Raw genomic sequence first — 14,591 nt, 5'->3', positions numbered from 1 at the left:
CTGGCCGACCGGTACCCGACCGGGCGGCTACGACTCCGCCATGGCCGCCCGCAGCGGCTCCCACCACGAGGGGTGGGCGCGGTACCAGTCGATCACCTCGGCCAGCCCCCGCTCGAAGTCGACCTCGGGCGCGTAGCCCAGGGCGCGCAGCCTGTCGTCGGCGAGGGAGTAGCGGCGGTCGTGGCCCTTGCGGTCGGGGACCCACTCCACCCTGTCCCAGCCCTGCCCGAAAGCGGCGAGCAGCCGCCCGGTGAGTTCGAGGTTGGTGAGCTCGGCGGTGCCGCCGACGTGGTACACCTCGCCCGGGACGCCGTGCTCCATCACGGTGCGGATGCCCCGGCAGTGGTCGTCCACGTGCACCCAGTCGCGGACGTTGCGCCCGTCCCCGTAGACCGGGACGCGCTCGCCGCGGAGCAGGTTGGTGACGAAGAGCGGGATGATCTTCTCCGGGTACTGGCGCGGGCCGTAGTTGTTGCCGCAGCGGGTGACGCACACCGGCAGGCCGTGGGTGCGGGCGTAGGCCAGGGCCATGAGGTCGCCCCCGGCCTTGGCCGCCGCGTAGGGGGAGCGGGGATCGAGCGGGGCGTCCTCGCTCCAGCTCCCCCGCTCGATGCTTCCGTACACCTCGTCCGTGGAGACCTGGACGACCCTGCCGATCCCGGCTTCGAGGCAGGCCTGCATCAGTGTCTGCACGCCGAGCACGTTCGTGCGGGCGAACGCCGTGCCGTCCGCGATGGAGCGGTCCACATGCGACTCGGCGGCGAAGTTGACCACCGCGTCGTGGCCCGGAAGGAGCTTCGCGAGCAGGTCCGCGTCGCAGATGTCACCCCTGACGAAGTCGACCCGTTTCGCGACCGCCCCCAGGTTCGACCTGCTGCCCGCGTAGGTCAGTTTGTCGAGCACCGTGACCGGCTCCCGCACACGGGACGGGGAGCGCCCGTCGAGCAGTGCGCGCACGAAGTGCGAGCCGATGAAGCCCGCACCGCCGGTGACCAGAATTCTCATCGCTCTCTCTTTCGCTTCGCCCATGCCGACGGGCCCCGTGCCGGTGGGGCGGGGGGAAGGGGGACGGTGGGACGGCTCAGGTGCTGATCCGCACCTGGCTGTGGTCGCCGAGCACGAGGCGGTGCGCCCGCGGTGTGGGCGGGGCGGGGACGATCTGCGACTCCCGGCCGATCAGGGAGCGCTCGATGCGGCGCATCCCCTCGATCGAGGCACCGCGGAGCACGATCGAGTACTCGATCTCGCTCGCGCTGATCCGGCAGCCGCCCTCGATGGACGTGAACGGTCCGACGTAGGAGTCGCGGATGACCGCGTCCGGCCCCACGGTCACGGGGCCGACGATGCGCGAGCGGACCACCTGGGCGCCCTCGGCCACCGCCACGCGCCCGACCAGCTCGCTGTCGGTGACGGTCCCCTCGGCCAGCGGCTCCAGCGTCTCCAGGACGTTCCGGTTCACCTCCAGCATGTCGTCGACGTTCCCGGTGTCCTTCCAGTAGCCGGTGATGATGGTGGAGTCGACCCGCTCACCGGTGTCGATCAGCCCCTGGATGGCGTCGGTGATCTCCAGTTCGCCGCGCTCGGAGGGCTTGAGGTTCGCGACGATCCCGTGCACGGCGGGCGTGAACATGTACACCCCGGCCAGCGCGAGGTCGCTCTTGGGGTGGGCCGGCTTCTCCTCCAGCCCGACCACCCGCCCGGCGGCGTCCAGTTCGGCCACTCCGAACGCCTGGGGCGTGCTGGTGCGGGTCAGCATGATCTGGGCCGCGGGGCGGTGCCGCCGGAAGCGGGCGGCCAGGTCGGCGAAGCCCCCGACGATGAAGTTGTCGCCCAGGTACATGACGAAGTCGTCGTCGCCCAGGTAGTCGCGGGCGATGAGCACACCGTGCGCCAGTCCCAGCGGCGCCTCCTGCCGGAGGTAGGTGACCTCAAGGCCGAAACGGCCCCCGTCTCCGACGGCGTTCTCGATCTCGGCGGCCGTGTCGCCGGTGACGATTCCGACTTCGCGCACTCCGGCCGCGGCGATCGACTCCAGGCCGTAGAACAGCACGGGTTTGTTCGCGACCGGGACGAGTTGTTTGGCGGAGGTATGGGTGATCGGGCGCAGCCGCGATCCCGACCCGCCTGCCAGCACCAGAGCCTTCATGGTCCGAGGGCCTCCTCAGGGGAGTCGAAAGGTGGTCTACGGTGCATCCTTTCCTTTTCGCCGGCGGTGATTCCATCAGGGGAACTGAAGATATTCTCAAGGATTTCTTTGGCCGCGGATCGCCCGGGGCCGTCCCGCGGCCCCGGGCGCGCGGCCCCGTGCGCCGCTGACGTGCGATGACGGTGGGTCGGGGTGTCTCCGGGGGTTTTAAAGGTCCTCTGATTCTTCTCTGTCGGTCCCCTGATTGTCCTGCTTTCGGGTGAAAGTTACCCTGGGGCGCAATGGTCGTCCGCGAAAGGGTGAGAACCCGAATCGCGTTTCCCCGTGAAGACCCTGAGGAGTTTCCCTTGGACGCGCCGGACCTCGTTGAAGTGTGGAATGAAGAGCAGATCGGCCTATGGCATTCCTATCACCTTTCCGGTATGCCGGAACTGATAAGCTCGATGCACCTGTGCATGTCGATCCACGCTTTCGCCGAGTCCGGATGCCTCGACCGCCTGCGCGCCCGGGAGTGGGCGTCGCCCGCGGAGATCCTCGGCGGAGGGGACACCGGGACCGGCCGCGGGTTCCTCGACTACCTGCGGGTCTGCGGCGTCCTGGACCGGAGGCGGGGGCGCTACCGGCTGTCCCCGAAGGGAACCCTCCTCACCGGCGAGATCGCGCTGGCCCGGCTCGGCTTCTACCTGGAGGCGTACGCGCCGGTCACCGCCCGGATGACGGACCTGATCACGAACAAGGCCGAGTACGGGCGGGATGTGGTCCGGGCGGGCGGGGCGCTCAGCAGGCACTCCGGCACCGTCGCCACGGTGTCCTACGTCGGACTCGTCGCCGAGGCCCTCGCGGGACGGCGGCCGCGCCGCATCCTGGACATCGGCTGCGGGGATGGGTCGCTGGTCCTCCAGCTGTGCGCGCGGCTGCCGGAGCTGTACGGCACGGGGATCGACATCTCCCGCGCCGCCATCGACAACGCCAGGGCGGACAGCGAACGGGAGGGGTTCGCGGACCGTACGAGTTTCGAGGTCGCCGACGCCTTCGCCCCCGACACCTGGTCGGAGAAGGCGGCGGCCGCCGACGTGCTCGTCGGGGTCGGGGTGCTGCACGAACTCTTCCGGGACGGCGAGGACGCGGTGATCGCGGTCCTGGACCGCCTCGCCGACGTCGTGACCGACGGAAAGGTGTTCCTGCTCGGGGAGCCCGAACTCCGCTACGACAACCGGGAGAACGACTCCGACTTCTTCCTCGTGCACGTGCTGACCGGCCAGGGCGTACCGCGGGACCGGACGGCGTGGCTGGACGTGTTCCGCAGGTCGCGGCTGCGCTGCGACCGCGTCATCACCAACGCGGCCGCCGGTCCCCGTACGTGCTTCTACGAGCTGACCGCGCGGTAGCCCGCGACGGCCGGCCGCCGGCCGCCCCGTGGCCCCTCGGGGCCACGGGGCGGCCGAGCCGTCAGCGGCACACCGCGTAGGCCTGGCGGCCGCGCGGTCCCGCGCCCGCGCGCAGGAACCCGTCCCGGCCCGCGCCCACGATGCAGGCCTTGGCGCCCAGGGACATCTCGGGGACCACGTCGACCACGTGCCCCCGGCGCCGGAGTTCGGCCACGGCCTCGGAGCCGATCCCGGCCTCCGCCACCATCGTCCCGTGCCGTCGGCCGCGGGGGGTGAACGACGACGGGAAGTGGTCGGTGTGGAACAGCGGCACCTCGGTGCTCTGCTGGAGGTCCGCGCCGAACTCGGCCACGGCCAGGAAGGTCTCCAGCGTCCACTGGTCCTGGCGGTCGCCCCCGGGGGTGCCGAAGGCCAGGTGGGGCCTGCCGTCGCGGGAGACCAGCGTCGGGCTCAGGGTGGTGCGGGGACGCTTGCCCCCGGCGACCGCGTTCGGGTGCCCCTCGACCAGCCACATGGTCTGCCCGCGCGTGCCGAGCGGGAAGCCGAGCCCGGGAACGACGGGCGAACTCTTGAGCCAGCCCCCGCTGGGGACCGCGGCGACCAGGTTCCCGTACCGGTCGGCGACCACGAGCGCGCAGGTATCGCTGGGCTTGAGCGTGGCCCGTAGGACGACCGTGGGCATCCCGCTCTGGAGCTGGCCCATCCAGTCCCCGCCCCAGTCGGGGGCCGGGTCGGGTTCGACGGCCGGCACCCCGGAGGTCCGGCCGCCCGGGGTTCCCGGGACGGGCGCCGGGTCGGCCCGGTCCCCGATGAGCCGCCTCCGGGCGGCGGTGTACTCCGCGGAGAGCAGGGTCGTGAGCGGTGAGTCGGGGTGGACGGCGGGGTCCCCGTACCACGCCTCCCTGTCGGCGAAGGCGAGCTTGGCCGCCTCCGTCAGCAGGTGGACGTACTCGGGGTCGTCCGGGGCCAGCGAACGCAGGTCGTAGCCCTTTAGGAGGGCCAGCTGCTGGAGGAAGACCGGGCCCTGGGACCAGGGGCCCGGTTTGTTGACGGTCAGCCCGCGGTAGTCGAGGCGGAGCGCGGGCTCGACCTCGGCCCGCCAGGCCGCGAGGTCCTCGCCGGTGAGCAGCCCCCGGTGCCGGCGCCCGGAGGCGTCGAGCACCTCGGTCGAGGCGACGAACCCGTCGATGGCCTCTGCCACGAAGCCTTCGTAGAAGGCGCGTTCGGCGCGCTCGATCTGCGCGTTCCGGTCGGCGCCCCCCGCTTTCGCCTCGGTGACGAGCCGCCTCAGCACGGCGGCCAGGTCCGGGTTGGCGAGCCGTTCCCCGGCGGCCGGGGCGCGCCCGCCGACCAGGTAGGCCTTGCCCGAGGAGGCCCACTCGTCCTCGAACAGCGGGACGAGCGCGCCGATCGCCTTCGCCGTGTCGGGCATGACCGGATAGCCGTTCGCGGCGTATCCGATCGCCGGTTCCGCCACCGTCTCCAGGGGGAGCCGGCCGAAGTCGGCGAGCAACCGCAGCCAGGCGCCCATCGCGCCGGGGACGGTGGCGGGCAGCAGTCCGGACCCGGGGATCTGGCGCAGGCCCAGGCCGGTGAAGTGCGCGAGGTCCGCGCCGCCGGGCATCGGCCCCTGCCCGCAGATGACGGAGGCGTCCTCCGAGCCCGAGCGCTGGGCGACGATCGCGACGTCGCCGCCGGGGCCGTTGGAGTGGGGTTCCACCACCTGGAGGACCAGCCCGCCCGCGACGGCCGCGTCGAAGGCGTTGCCGCCCTGCTCCAGGACGGCCATCGCGGCGCCCGAGGCCAGCGGCGAGGTGCTGGAGACCGCTCCGATGTCTCCGATGAGTTCCGGTCGGGAGATCATGCCTCACACCTCCCCGGCGATTCCCGGGGCCCCGAAGACGCCGGGGCCGGGGGTGAGCACGTGGTCGGGGTCGTAGCGCTCCTTCGCGGCACGGAGGCCGTCCCAGGCGTCACCGTAGTGGTCGCGCCACTCCGACTCCGTCATCTCCACCGAACCGATCGGGTAGAGCACGCCGCCGTGCCGCTCCCGGGTCAGGGACATCAGGCGGCGGTTGCGCGCGAGCATGGAGTCGGCGAAGCCCGGCTCCGGGTCGGGGGTCTCGGACACGGTGTTGACGTCCACGACGAACATCCACTCCGACCCGTGCGGTTCGGGGACGCGCGGCAGCGGGCGCGTGGCGTGCGACCTCCGCTGCGGGTAGATCAGTCCGGCTCCGTAGGGGCCGATGTCCCGGGGGGTCAGGGTCGGGTGGACGTCGGCGAAGAAGTCCTCCAGCTTCGAGCCCGGGAGCCAGGTGTCGAACCACGGCTTGACCAGCCGGTCCCAGCCCTCGGTCGCGCACAGCGGGTCGATGAGGTCGTCGATCGAGAGCACGTGGTCCATGTACCCCCGGTCCTGGATGTCCGGCGAGGCGCCCAGGCCGTTCAGGATCTCCCGGTCGTCCGGAGGGGCGGGGGAGTCGTAGAACGCGGTCGCGAGCAGTGTGAACGTCGGGGTGGAGCCGGGTGCGACGAACTCGGCGTAGACGTGGTCGACGCCGTCGCGGTCGATGACCGCGCGCAGGTCCCGGAAGAACGTGTCGCCGTCGGTGTAGCCGAGGACATAGGTGCGCGCCCGCTCCCGGGCGGGGACGAGGTCGATGGTCGCCCTCGTGATGATGCCGCACTGGCCGAGCCCGCCGAGCACCGCCTCGAAGAGGTCGCTCTTGCGGGTGGGGGAGCAGCGTTCGATGTTCCCGGTCCCGGTGACCACCTCCAGTTCGCGCACGTGGTCGACCTGGAGTCCGGTGCGCAGGCCGCCGACGATGCCCCCGACGCCGCCCACGGACAGGGTCCCGCCCACGGTGAGCCCGGTGTAGCCGGTCAGGACCGGGGGCGTCAGCCGCGGCGACCGGTCGTAGGCCGCCTCGGCCAGGTCCCTCCACAGGACGCCGGCGTCGACCTCGGCGGAGTCCGGTCCGAGGGAATGGATGCGGTTCAGACAACGGTTCTCGACCACCAGTCCGCGGGAGAGTCCCTGGCCGAAGGTGGTGTGCGCCCGGCCGCGGCCGGACACCGGAATTCCCTGCTCACGGCAGAATGCGATCATCTCGGCCACGTCGCGTGCCGAACCGGGACGCAGAACCGCACCCGGTTTCTCGGAGGAGAGGTTTCCCAGGTCGGCGGAGACCGCGTCCCGGGACGCGTCGTCGACCGCCAGGACGCCCTCCAGGCGGGGGACGGGGGCGAGTGGGAAGTGCGCTACCCCGGATTCCTCGGTTATCCATTTCTTTGTGGACGGATCGAATCCGATCACTTTTCCGGTCGGGTCGGTGTTCGTTCCGGTCATGTAATCCCCTTGGCGAAAACTGCCGTTCCCTGGTCACGGTGAAGCGTATCCAGGGGCGGAGATCAGGCGCACTCAGGTATTCTCAAACTGTTTTCAAAGTCTGTTTGTCGCTGTCTTCCGCCCATCGCCCGACGGCGCCGTCGGGCGATCGCGGCGCGGGAGGCCCCGACGGCGGCCGCCGCCCCGGCGCCCGCGAGGGCGCGGCCCGGCCCGGATTCGTCGATAACCCGGCGGAACAGCAGGTCGGCCGGTAAGGTCCTGATCGGCTCCGTCGCCTGTGCCGACCGCGTTCCCCCGCCACCGACGCGTTCGTCGGGTGGATCACGGCGTGCTGCCCGGACCCGGCCCCGGGACGTGAGGGCCGGTCCCCGTTGACTCTTCAAGGGAAGTTCACTTCCATGACGATCGTTGTGACGACGCCGACCGGGCATGTCGGCTCGCGTGTGGTGCGGTTGCTGATCCAGGCCGGCGTCCGGCCGACGGTGCTGGTCCGCGACGCGGAGCGGCTCGGGGAGGAGACCCGCCGACGGGTCGGTGTCAGGCAGGGCGATCTCACCGACGGTGCCTTCGTCCGCGCGGCGGTCGCCGGTGCCCGGACCGTCCTGTGGGTCGATCCCACGCCGCACACGTCCCCCGAGCCGGTAGAGGCCTCACTGCGGACCGCCGAAGCGCTGGCGCGGGCCGCGGAGGCGGGGGAGGTGGACCGGATCGTGCTGCTGAGCAGCGTGGGGGCCGAGAAACGGGGCGGCGCCGGCCATATCGACGGCCTCGCCCGGATCGAGCAGCGGTTCGAGGCCACCGGGGTCGACGTGCTCCACCTGCGCTCCGGGTACTTCTTCACCAATCTGCTGGCATCCGCCGACTCGCTCGCGTGCGGTGTGCTCACCACGACGACGGACCCCGACCGGCCCCTGCCCTGGGTCGATCCCCGCGACATCGGGGACGTCGCCGCCGCCCGGCTGCTGAACGACGATTGGCGGGGGCAGGGGGTCCAGGCCGTCCACGGCCCGGAGGACCTGAGCTACCGCCAGGTCGCCGCCATCCTCAGCGAGGTGCTCGACCGGGACATCCGGGTGCACCACATGAGCGACGACGACCTGCGCGCGGTGCTGCGCTCGGCGGGTCTGCGGTCCGGAGCGGTCGAGGGCATCGTCGGTATGGCGGCGGGCACCCGCGACCTGGTCCCCGAACAGCCGCGCGACGTGGTCACCACCACTCCCAGCCCGTTGGCGGCCTGGGCGTACGCGCACCTGCGTCCGGTTCTTCACTAAAGCCTTTGGCGAAAGCCGAGGACATGCGCGTCTGTAAAAGCCTTTGAGCTGGGGTATTGCCGCTGCGCTCCGATGGCGGGCCGATCGCAAACCACCTCTTTACAGATGGCCCCATGTCGTGATAAAAATACCAATGTTCGAGTTTTATCTTAGAAGAATTCTTAGGAATTTAAAATAGATCAATCCCCCGAGGGGCGTTCGTTCATTCTTTCTTGTGTCGGCGCAATTGAACTGAATGGTCGTTTTTCATGGTGGAGAAGAATTGCGGTGTGGCCCGGAGTGGTCCCCCCGTCCTGGTGGTCGCGGACTGCGAGGGTTGCGATGAAATACTCAAGGACCTGCGGAGGCACGGGTTCTCCAGGGAATTGGTCTCGACCGGTGCCGAGGCGATTTCCAGGTATGAAGAATTCCAGTTGGTCCTCGTCGATCTCGACCTTGAGGACTTCGACGGCCTGACCCTGTGCCGGGAGATCCGCAAGGCGAGCGACATCCCCATGATCGGGTTCACGTCCTCGGAGATGAATCGGATCCTGGCGTTGGAGGGCGGGTGCGACGACTGCATCGACAAGCCCTATTCCAGCCGGGAGTTCATGGCGCGCATCACCGCCCTCCTCCGGCGTTCCCGGGTCTCCTCGTCGTCGGCGCTCGCCTTCGGCGAGCTGTCGATCCATCCCACGACACGGGAGGTGCGGGTGGGCGACCGGTCGGTCAAGGCCACCCGCAAGGAGTTCGAACTGCTCCACCTGCTGGCCTCCAACTCGGACTCCCTCTTCTCCCGCGCCGAACTCCTGCGTCGGGTGTGGCAGTTCAACGTCGTCCAGGACGAGGTCACCCCCCTGGCCAGCCGGACGATCGACACCCACGTGAGCAGCCTGCGCAAGAAACTCGGCGCACCGGACTGGATAGTCACCGTCCGCGGTGTGGGCTTCCGTTTCAACGCCCCGGACGCTTCGTACGAGTCGTCCTGAGCCGGTCGGCTCCCGGACGGTCCCAGCGGCGGTTCCGCCGGCGGTGAGGGGTGCGGCGGCCGTGGCGCCGCCAACGGGGAGGCGTCCGCCGACGGGGCCCGCGGCGATGCCGGACCGGGAATCGGCGGCGCGGCGGGGATGTCGTCCACCGACATGACCGAGCCGTGGCCGGACCGGAGGACCATCGACGTCCTCCGCCGCTCCGAGGCGGCCGGGGAGTCCGCCGACCGGGCCGTCGCGATCGGCGCCCGCGGCGTGTGGTTCCGGCTCGGGGTCGTCGACGAGGAGGCGTTCCGGCGCACGGCGGAGGCCGGGGTGCCGATGGGCACCTGCCCCGCGAACCGGTGGGGCGAGCGCGGTGAGATCACGCACGGGCCCGGCGATGCCGGGCGGGTGACCGGTAGGTTTTCCGAGGAGACCTCCGTCCGGCGATCCGGGTGGAGGTCCTTGCGTATGAGCGGACCGGGCATTCGGCCGGTGGGCGGTGTACTGCCAGGAGGCGGACCGGGCGGCCGCCCAGGCCTCCCGCCGGACCGCGCGGTCCGCGCGGTCCGCCTCCTGATCGGCGGATGACCCGCTTCCGCCGATCACCAGCGTTCGGTGATCAGCTCGGGGGCCGGCGGTCGGCCCGGCAGTTCCGGGTGGCCGGCGCGCAGGCCGTCGAGGGCGATTGCGATGGTGCGCCGACGGGCCCCGCGTGCCGGTTCCACGAGGTCCGCCCGGCCCTTGGCCTCGAACCGCTGGGGTAGGGAGGCCCTGCCGAGCTGTTCGATGAGCAGGGAGATGTCCACGGCGGTGGCGTCGGTGCGGAGCGCCCCGGCCCGGTGCGCGCGGTCCACCAGGGCCCGCAGCAGTTCGTCGGAGCGGGTGAATTTCTCCGCCATCGTGTCGGTGACGGTGATCGTCCCGGCCAGCGCTCCCAGGGCGCCGCCGCTGAACTCGGTGGCGGCGATCACGCAGTGGACGAGGCCCTCCCAGGGGTCGTCGTACTCCAGCCCCTCTTCGGCGGCCTCGATCCACTGCTCCAGCGCCAGCGTGCACAGGCGCTGGAAGAGCTCGTCCTTGGTGCGGTAGCGCCGGTAGAGGCTGGCGATCCCGACACCCGCGCGGTCCGCGATCCTTGCCACGGACGTGTGGACGCCGTCCTCGGCGATGACCTTCTTCGCGGCTTCGAGGAGCGCGCGGTCGTTGCGTTCGGCTTCCGCCTGCCTGGGTGCTCGTCGGCTCATGGGCTCCACTCTAGCCACTTGCGGAGTGAAACGCTCCGTTATAGCTTCCAAAGGGAGCGAATCTATCCGTTTGGAGGTCTGCCGTGCTGTGTGTGGTGATGGAGGAGACCGGAGGTCCCGAGGTGCTGCGGCCCCGGCGGGTCGGGGTCCCGGTTCCCGGGCCCGGCCAGGTGCTCGTCGAGGTCGCGTACGCGAGCGTGACGTTCGTGGAGACCCAGACCCGTTCCGGTGACGGCCCCTTCGGGGCGCCCCGGCTGCCCCGCGTGCCGGGCAACGGGGTCGGCGGGCGGGTCCTCGCCGTCGGCCCGGGGGCGGACGCGAACCTGGTGGGGACGACCGTGGTGGCCACGACGGGAGGGGTGGGAGGCTACGCCGAACTCGCGGTGGCCGGGGCCGACTCGGTGTTCCCGGTCCCCGAGGGCCTCGGTCTCCGGGACGCGGTCGCACTGCTGGCCGACGGCCGCACGGCCCTGCTGCTGCACCGGCAGGCCGAGATCGCCCCCGGGGAGAAAGTCCTGGTGGAGGCGGCCTCCGGCGGTGTCGGCAGCCTTCTGGTCCAGCTGGCGGCGAACGCGGGAGCCCGGGTCGTCGGCGCGGCCCGGGGCGAGCGCAAGGGCGAGGTGGTCGCGTCCCTCGGGGCGGTCCACGTCGACTACTCCCTGCCCGGCTGGACCGGGCGGGTGCGGGACGCGGCGGGCGGCCCGGTCGACGTCGTGTTCGACGGCGTCGGAGGCGCCATCGGCACCGAGGCCGTGGAGCTGCTGGGGCCGGGCGGACGGGTCAGCCGGTACGGGATGGCCAGTGGCGAGGAGGCCGGACCCGGCGAGGAGGCCCTCGCCGCCCGCTCGATCCGCGTCCTGGGCCTGTCCTCCGCGCCGAGCCCGGCACAGAACCGGGCCCTCGTCGGGGAGGTGCTGCGGACGGCCGCCGAGGGAGGGCTGCGCCCGCTCGTCGGCCAGACGTTCCCGCTGGCCCTGGCGTCGTCCGCGCACGCGGCGATCGAGGCCAGGGAGACCATCGGCAAGACACTCCTGGTCACGGAGAGCGCGGACGTCCGGTGAGCCGCCGTCCGCGTCGGCCGCCCGCCCGGGCCGGGGCCCGGGAGTGGGCCGCCCTGGCGGTCCTGGGCGTTCCGGCGGTCCTGGTCATGATGAACATGTCGGTGCTCTACCTGGCACTGCCGCGGCTGAGCTCCGACCTGGAGCCCGACGGGGCCGAGCTGCTGTGGATCATGGACGTCTACGGCTTCACGGTGGCCGGCTTCCTCATCACGATGGGTGCGCTGGGCGACCGGCTGGGACACCGCCGCGTCCTGCTCCTGGGGGCCGCGGCCTTCGCCGGGGCCTCGGTCCTCGCCGCGTACTCCACCGGCGCCGGAGCGCTCATCGCGGCGCGGGCCGTCCAGGGGGTCGCGGCGGCCGCGATGGCACCGTCCTCCCTGGGCGTCATCCGCGGGCTGTTCACCCACCCCGCGCAGCGCGCCCGCGCCATCACGATCTGGACGATGGCGTTCATGGGCGGGGGCGCCCTCGGGCCGATCGTCGGCGGGGCACTGCTCCAGTACTTCCGGTGGGGCTCGGTGTTCCTCGTGTCCGTACCGGCCATGGTGGTGCTGCTCGTGTGCGCCCCGTTCCTGGTGCCCCCGTCCCGGGGCTCCGGCGCCGGGCTTCCGGACCCTGCCAGCGTGGTGATGTCCCTGGCGGCCCCCCTCACGCTCGTGTACGGGGTCAAGGGGCTGGCCTCCGACGGGCCGGGGACGGCCTCGCTGGGTTCGGTCGCCGCGGGTCTGCTCATCGGGGCGGCGTTCGTGCGGCGCCAGCGGCGGCTGTCCGCCCCCCTGGTCGACCCGGCCCTCTTCCGGAACCCGGCCTTCGCGGTTCCCGTGGCGGGGATGACGGTGGTCGGCGCCCTCCTGTTCGGCACGACCCTGCTGACCTCGCAGTACCTGCAACTGGTGGTGGGCCTGGAACCTCTGGCGGCCGGGCTGTGGCAGGCCCCGACCGCGGTCGTCGGCACCCTCACCGCCCTGGTGGCCTCCGGGCTCGTGCCCCGCGTCCACCCGGCCGTGCCCATGGGCGCGGGGGCGGCCCTGGCCGTGGCGGGGCCGGTGCTGTTCGTGCTGGCCGACGGGGGTCCGGGCCTGGTCGTGGCGGGCTCGGTGGCGCTGTTCGCCGGGCTGTCGCCCTTCATGGCACTGGGCACCGGCCTGGTCGTGGGCGCGGCGCCGCGGGAGCGGAGCGGGGCGGCTTCGGCGATCTCCGAGACGGGGGCCGAACTCGGCGGTGCCCTGGGGATCGCCGTCCTCGGCGGCGTGGCCACCGCCGTCTACGGGGCCCGGGTCCGGGACCGGATGCCCGAGGGCGTCCCCGGGGATCTCGCCCGTTCCGCCGGTGAGACGCTGCCCGCGGCGCTGACGGCGGCGGAACGCCTGCCGGGAGACCTCGGGGGAGCGCTGGTGGAGACCGCTCGGAGCGCGTTCGTGCACAGCCTGCACGTGCACGCGCTCGTCCTGGTCCCCCTGCTGGCGGTGCTGGCGGTGGTGACCCTCACGGTGCTCCGCCGGGAACCGGAGCCGGCACCGCCGCAGGGCCGTGACACCGCGCCCGGGACGGTCGGCGACTGAAGGGGCCGCGGCCGGCGGGGAGGCCGGGGAGCGGGCCAGCGCCCGGCCGCTCCCCGGCCTCCCGCGCCCCGCCGGACCGCCCGGACCGTAAGGGCCGCACGGACCGCCGCCGGGTCAGCGGACGACCTCGAACACCTGCTTCTGAACGCCGTTGGGGTACGCCTCGCTCTCCACGAGCTTCAGCTTGGTGAGGTCCTTGTCGGTGTCGCTGAACAGGCGCTTGCCCGCGCCCAGCAGCACCGGGAAGACCAGCAGGTGGTAGCGGTCGACCAGGCCCGCGTCGGCGAGGCCGCGCGCCAGCTCGCCGCTGCCGTGGACGATGATCGGCCCGCCCTCGGTCCCCTTGAGGGCGGCCACGTCGTCCAGCGAACGCAGGATGGTGGCGGGCCAGCGCTCGTCCTGCCCGGTGAGGGTGGTGGAGACGACGTAGCGGGGCATGGCGTTGTAGCCCTTGAACTCCTCGGTCATCGAGGGCCACACCGGGGCGAAGGCCTCGTAGCTGCGGCGGCCGATCAGCATGGCGGTCGCCTCGTCCTGCTCGCGGGCCTTGATCTCGTAGGCCGCCTCGTCGAACTCGACGGAGTCCACGGTCCAGCCGGTGTTGCGGTAGCCGGACTCCCCGCCCGGGGCCTCCATGACGCCGTCGACGGAGACGAACGCGGTGACGATCAGAGTGCGCATGATGGGAGTTCCTCGCTTCTTGTCCGTGCCTACACCCTCTCGTCGAACGGGCCGCGGTGGGATCGACACCGCGCCGGGATTTTTCTCGGGGATTTTTTCGCCGGGGGCGGCCGGGCCCTCGCGCCGGTGTACGCCCGGTGCCGTAGCAGCGGATACGTGCCCGGGGCGATGAAAGCGAGGCCGGTTCGCAGGACCGTGGAGGGGACCCGAAAAGAAAGGCAGGGCACCTCCCATGAACCCGACCCCCCGCACCTTCGTCCCGCTGCTCGGAGCCCTCGGCTTCCTCGTCTTCTACCTCGCCGTCGGCCCGGTGGCCGGGATGTTCGCCGTCGGTGACATCCCGCGCCCGGGTACGCCCGCGGAGGAGGTGTACGCCTTCCTGGCCGCCAACGGCACCGCGTCGGTGGTCACCGCGATCCTTCAGACGCTGTCGGTCCTGGGCCTGGCCGTCGTGGTGGCCCGCACCGTGCGCACGCCCTCCCGGGAGGCGGACACGGTGCCGCGCCGGGTCGCGGCCGTGGCCGGGTGGACCGCCGTCGCCGCCATGCTCGTGTCGGCCGTGACCGCGGTCGTCCTGTCCGTGCTCGTGCCCCAGCTGTCGGTGGAGGCCGCGGTCAACGTGCGGTCGGTCTCCTTCGTCACGGGCGGGGTCGTCCACGTGGTCGCGCTCGGTGTGTTCGTCGCGGCGCTGGCGGGCTCGGGCGGGTGGACCCGCCCGGTGCGCGTCACCGCGTGGATCGCCGCCGTCCCCGCCGTCCTGTCCCTGGTGTCGGTGCTGTGGCCCATGGCCATGGCGCTGCTGCCGCTGGGCCGGCTGCTGGGCATGGCCGCCCTGGTCGTCGCCGGGGTGAGCCTGGTCCGCGGCCGCAGCCGCGTGCCCCGGGAGGTGGAGGGGGTCCGTTGAGCGAGAGCCCGCGCCGAGCGGAGAGCACG

General features: G+C 72.1%; 13 protein-coding genes. 7 read left to right on the top strand and 6 right to left on the bottom strand.

The features are described from left to right. Positions 1 to 27: 27 nt before the first annotated feature. Positions 28 to 1,005 carry a dTDP-glucose 4,6-dehydratase gene (rfbB, locus tag ACJOT3_RS00805; protein WP_406967645.1) on the bottom strand — a complete coding sequence of 326 codons (978 nt, stop codon included), beginning with the start codon at positions 1,003 to 1,005 and terminating at the stop codon, positions 28 to 30. Positions 1,006 to 1,081: 76 nt separating this feature from the next. Then, positions 1,082 to 2,146 carry a glucose-1-phosphate thymidylyltransferase gene (locus tag ACJOT3_RS00800; protein WP_406967643.1) on the bottom strand — a complete coding sequence of 355 codons (1,065 nt, stop codon included), beginning with the start codon at positions 2,144 to 2,146 and terminating at the stop codon, positions 1,082 to 1,084. Positions 2,147 to 2,568: 422 nt separating this feature from the next. Here ACJOT3_RS00800 and ACJOT3_RS00795 point away from each other — a divergent pair, with 422 nt between their 5' ends. Continuing rightward, positions 2,569 to 3,534, top strand: coding sequence for an SAM-dependent methyltransferase (locus ACJOT3_RS00795; RefSeq protein WP_406967642.1), 966 nt, complete (start codon positions 2,569 to 2,571; stop codon positions 3,532 to 3,534). A gap of 61 nt (positions 3,535 to 3,595) precedes the next feature. On the opposite strand, the gene ACJOT3_RS00790 is transcribed toward ACJOT3_RS00795, so the two are convergent. Together ACJOT3_RS00790 and ACJOT3_RS00785 are read right to left on the bottom strand one after the other, a co-directional pair. Next, complete coding sequence (locus ACJOT3_RS00790) at positions 3,596 to 5,398, bottom strand: gamma-glutamyltransferase family protein (RefSeq protein WP_406967640.1); 1,803 nt, start codon at positions 5,396 to 5,398, stop codon at positions 3,596 to 3,598. Positions 5,399 to 5,401: 3 nt separating this feature from the next. Beyond that, on the bottom strand, positions 5,402 to 6,679 hold the full coding sequence (locus ACJOT3_RS00785; protein ID WP_406967746.1) for an FAD-binding protein: 1,278 nt from the start codon (positions 6,677 to 6,679) through the stop codon (positions 5,402 to 5,404). Between the two features lie 605 nt (positions 6,680 to 7,284). Between ACJOT3_RS00785 and ACJOT3_RS00780 the strand changes: the two genes are divergently transcribed. The 3 genes from ACJOT3_RS00780 to ACJOT3_RS00770 all read left to right on the top strand — a co-directional run bounded on the left by ACJOT3_RS00780 (position 7,285) and on the right by ACJOT3_RS00770 (position 9,698). Then, complete coding sequence (locus tag ACJOT3_RS00780; RefSeq protein WP_406967638.1) at positions 7,285 to 8,157, top strand: NmrA family NAD(P)-binding protein; 873 nt, start codon at positions 7,285 to 7,287, stop codon at positions 8,155 to 8,157. Between the two features lie 248 nt (positions 8,158 to 8,405). Further along, positions 8,406 to 9,125, top strand: a complete 720-nt coding sequence (locus ACJOT3_RS00775; protein ID WP_406967636.1) for a response regulator transcription factor — start codon at positions 8,406 to 8,408, stop codon at positions 9,123 to 9,125. A 138-nt stretch (positions 9,126 to 9,263) separates the two neighbouring features. Further along, positions 9,264 to 9,698 carry a CoA-binding protein gene (locus tag ACJOT3_RS00770; RefSeq protein WP_406967634.1) on the top strand — a complete coding sequence of 145 codons (435 nt, stop codon included), beginning with the start codon at positions 9,264 to 9,266 and terminating at the stop codon, positions 9,696 to 9,698. A 14-nt stretch (positions 9,699 to 9,712) separates the two neighbouring features. On the opposite strand, the gene ACJOT3_RS00765 is transcribed toward ACJOT3_RS00770, so the two are convergent. Then, positions 9,713 to 10,354, bottom strand: a complete 642-nt coding sequence (locus tag ACJOT3_RS00765; protein WP_406967632.1) for a TetR/AcrR family transcriptional regulator — start codon at positions 10,352 to 10,354, stop codon at positions 9,713 to 9,715. Between the two features lie 98 nt (positions 10,355 to 10,452). On the opposite strand from ACJOT3_RS00765, the gene ACJOT3_RS00760 reads away from it, so the two are divergent. Then, positions 10,453 to 11,415: a zinc-binding dehydrogenase gene (locus ACJOT3_RS00760; RefSeq protein ID WP_406967630.1), complete on the top strand. Its 963-nt coding sequence runs from the start codon at positions 10,453 to 10,455 to the stop codon at positions 11,413 to 11,415. Continuing rightward, complete coding sequence (locus tag ACJOT3_RS00755) at positions 11,412 to 12,977, top strand: MFS transporter (RefSeq protein ID WP_406967628.1); 1,566 nt, start codon at positions 11,412 to 11,414, stop codon at positions 12,975 to 12,977. The genes ACJOT3_RS00760 and ACJOT3_RS00755 overlap by 4 nt, the downstream gene beginning before the upstream one ends. A 114-nt stretch (positions 12,978 to 13,091) precedes the next feature. Here the strand turns inward: ACJOT3_RS00755 and ACJOT3_RS00750 are convergent, their stop codons facing one another. After that, positions 13,092 to 13,658, bottom strand: a complete 567-nt coding sequence (locus ACJOT3_RS00750) for a dihydrofolate reductase family protein (protein ID WP_406967626.1) — start codon at positions 13,656 to 13,658, stop codon at positions 13,092 to 13,094. A gap of 232 nt (positions 13,659 to 13,890) precedes the next feature. Here ACJOT3_RS00750 and ACJOT3_RS00745 point away from each other — a divergent pair, with 232 nt between their 5' ends. Next, the gene (locus ACJOT3_RS00745) at positions 13,891 to 14,562 is read left to right on the top strand and encodes a hypothetical protein (protein WP_406967624.1); all 672 of its coding nucleotides are present in this window, start codon (positions 13,891 to 13,893) and stop codon (positions 14,560 to 14,562) included. Positions 14,563 to 14,591: the final 29 nt, after the last annotated feature.

It is taken from the genome of Nocardiopsis protaetiae (genome assembly GCF_045446735.1).
GTDB classification, from domain to species: domain Bacteria; phylum Actinomycetota; class Actinomycetes; order Streptosporangiales; family Streptosporangiaceae; genus Nocardiopsis; species Nocardiopsis protaetiae.
Note: the sequence above shows the minus strand (reverse complement) of the source record. Positions and strands in the feature narration are given on the sequence as shown.

Bases quoted from the DNA above. Each gene is read 5' to 3' on its own strand.
- rfbB (WP_406967645.1), bottom strand. From the start codon at position 1,005: ATGAGAATTCTGGTCACCGGCGGTGCGGGCTTCATCGGCTCGCACTTC.
- ACJOT3_RS00800 (WP_406967643.1), bottom strand. From the start codon at position 2,146: ATGAAGGCTCTGGTGCTGGCAGGCGGGTCGGGATCGCGGCTGCGCCCG.
- ACJOT3_RS00795 (WP_406967642.1), top strand. From the start codon at position 2,569: ATGCCGGAACTGATAAGCTCGATGCACCTGTGCATGTCGATCCACGCT.
- ACJOT3_RS00790 (WP_406967640.1), bottom strand. From the start codon at position 5,398: ATGATCTCCCGACCGGAACTCATCGGAGACATCGGAGCGGTCTCCAGC.
- ACJOT3_RS00780 (WP_406967638.1), top strand. From the start codon at position 7,285: ATGACGATCGTTGTGACGACGCCGACCGGGCATGTCGGCTCGCGTGTG.
- ACJOT3_RS00775 (WP_406967636.1), top strand. From the start codon at position 8,406: ATGGTGGAGAAGAATTGCGGTGTGGCCCGGAGTGGTCCCCCCGTCCTG.
- ACJOT3_RS00770 (WP_406967634.1), top strand. From the start codon at position 9,264: ATGTCGTCCACCGACATGACCGAGCCGTGGCCGGACCGGAGGACCATC.
- ACJOT3_RS00765 (WP_406967632.1), bottom strand. From the start codon at position 10,354: ATGAGCCGACGAGCACCCAGGCAGGCGGAAGCCGAACGCAACGACCGC.
- ACJOT3_RS00760 (WP_406967630.1), top strand. From the start codon at position 10,453: ATGGAGGAGACCGGAGGTCCCGAGGTGCTGCGGCCCCGGCGGGTCGGG.
- ACJOT3_RS00750 (WP_406967626.1), bottom strand. From the start codon at position 13,658: ATGCGCACTCTGATCGTCACCGCGTTCGTCTCCGTCGACGGCGTCATG.
- ACJOT3_RS00745 (WP_406967624.1), top strand. From the start codon at position 13,891: ATGAACCCGACCCCCCGCACCTTCGTCCCGCTGCTCGGAGCCCTCGGC.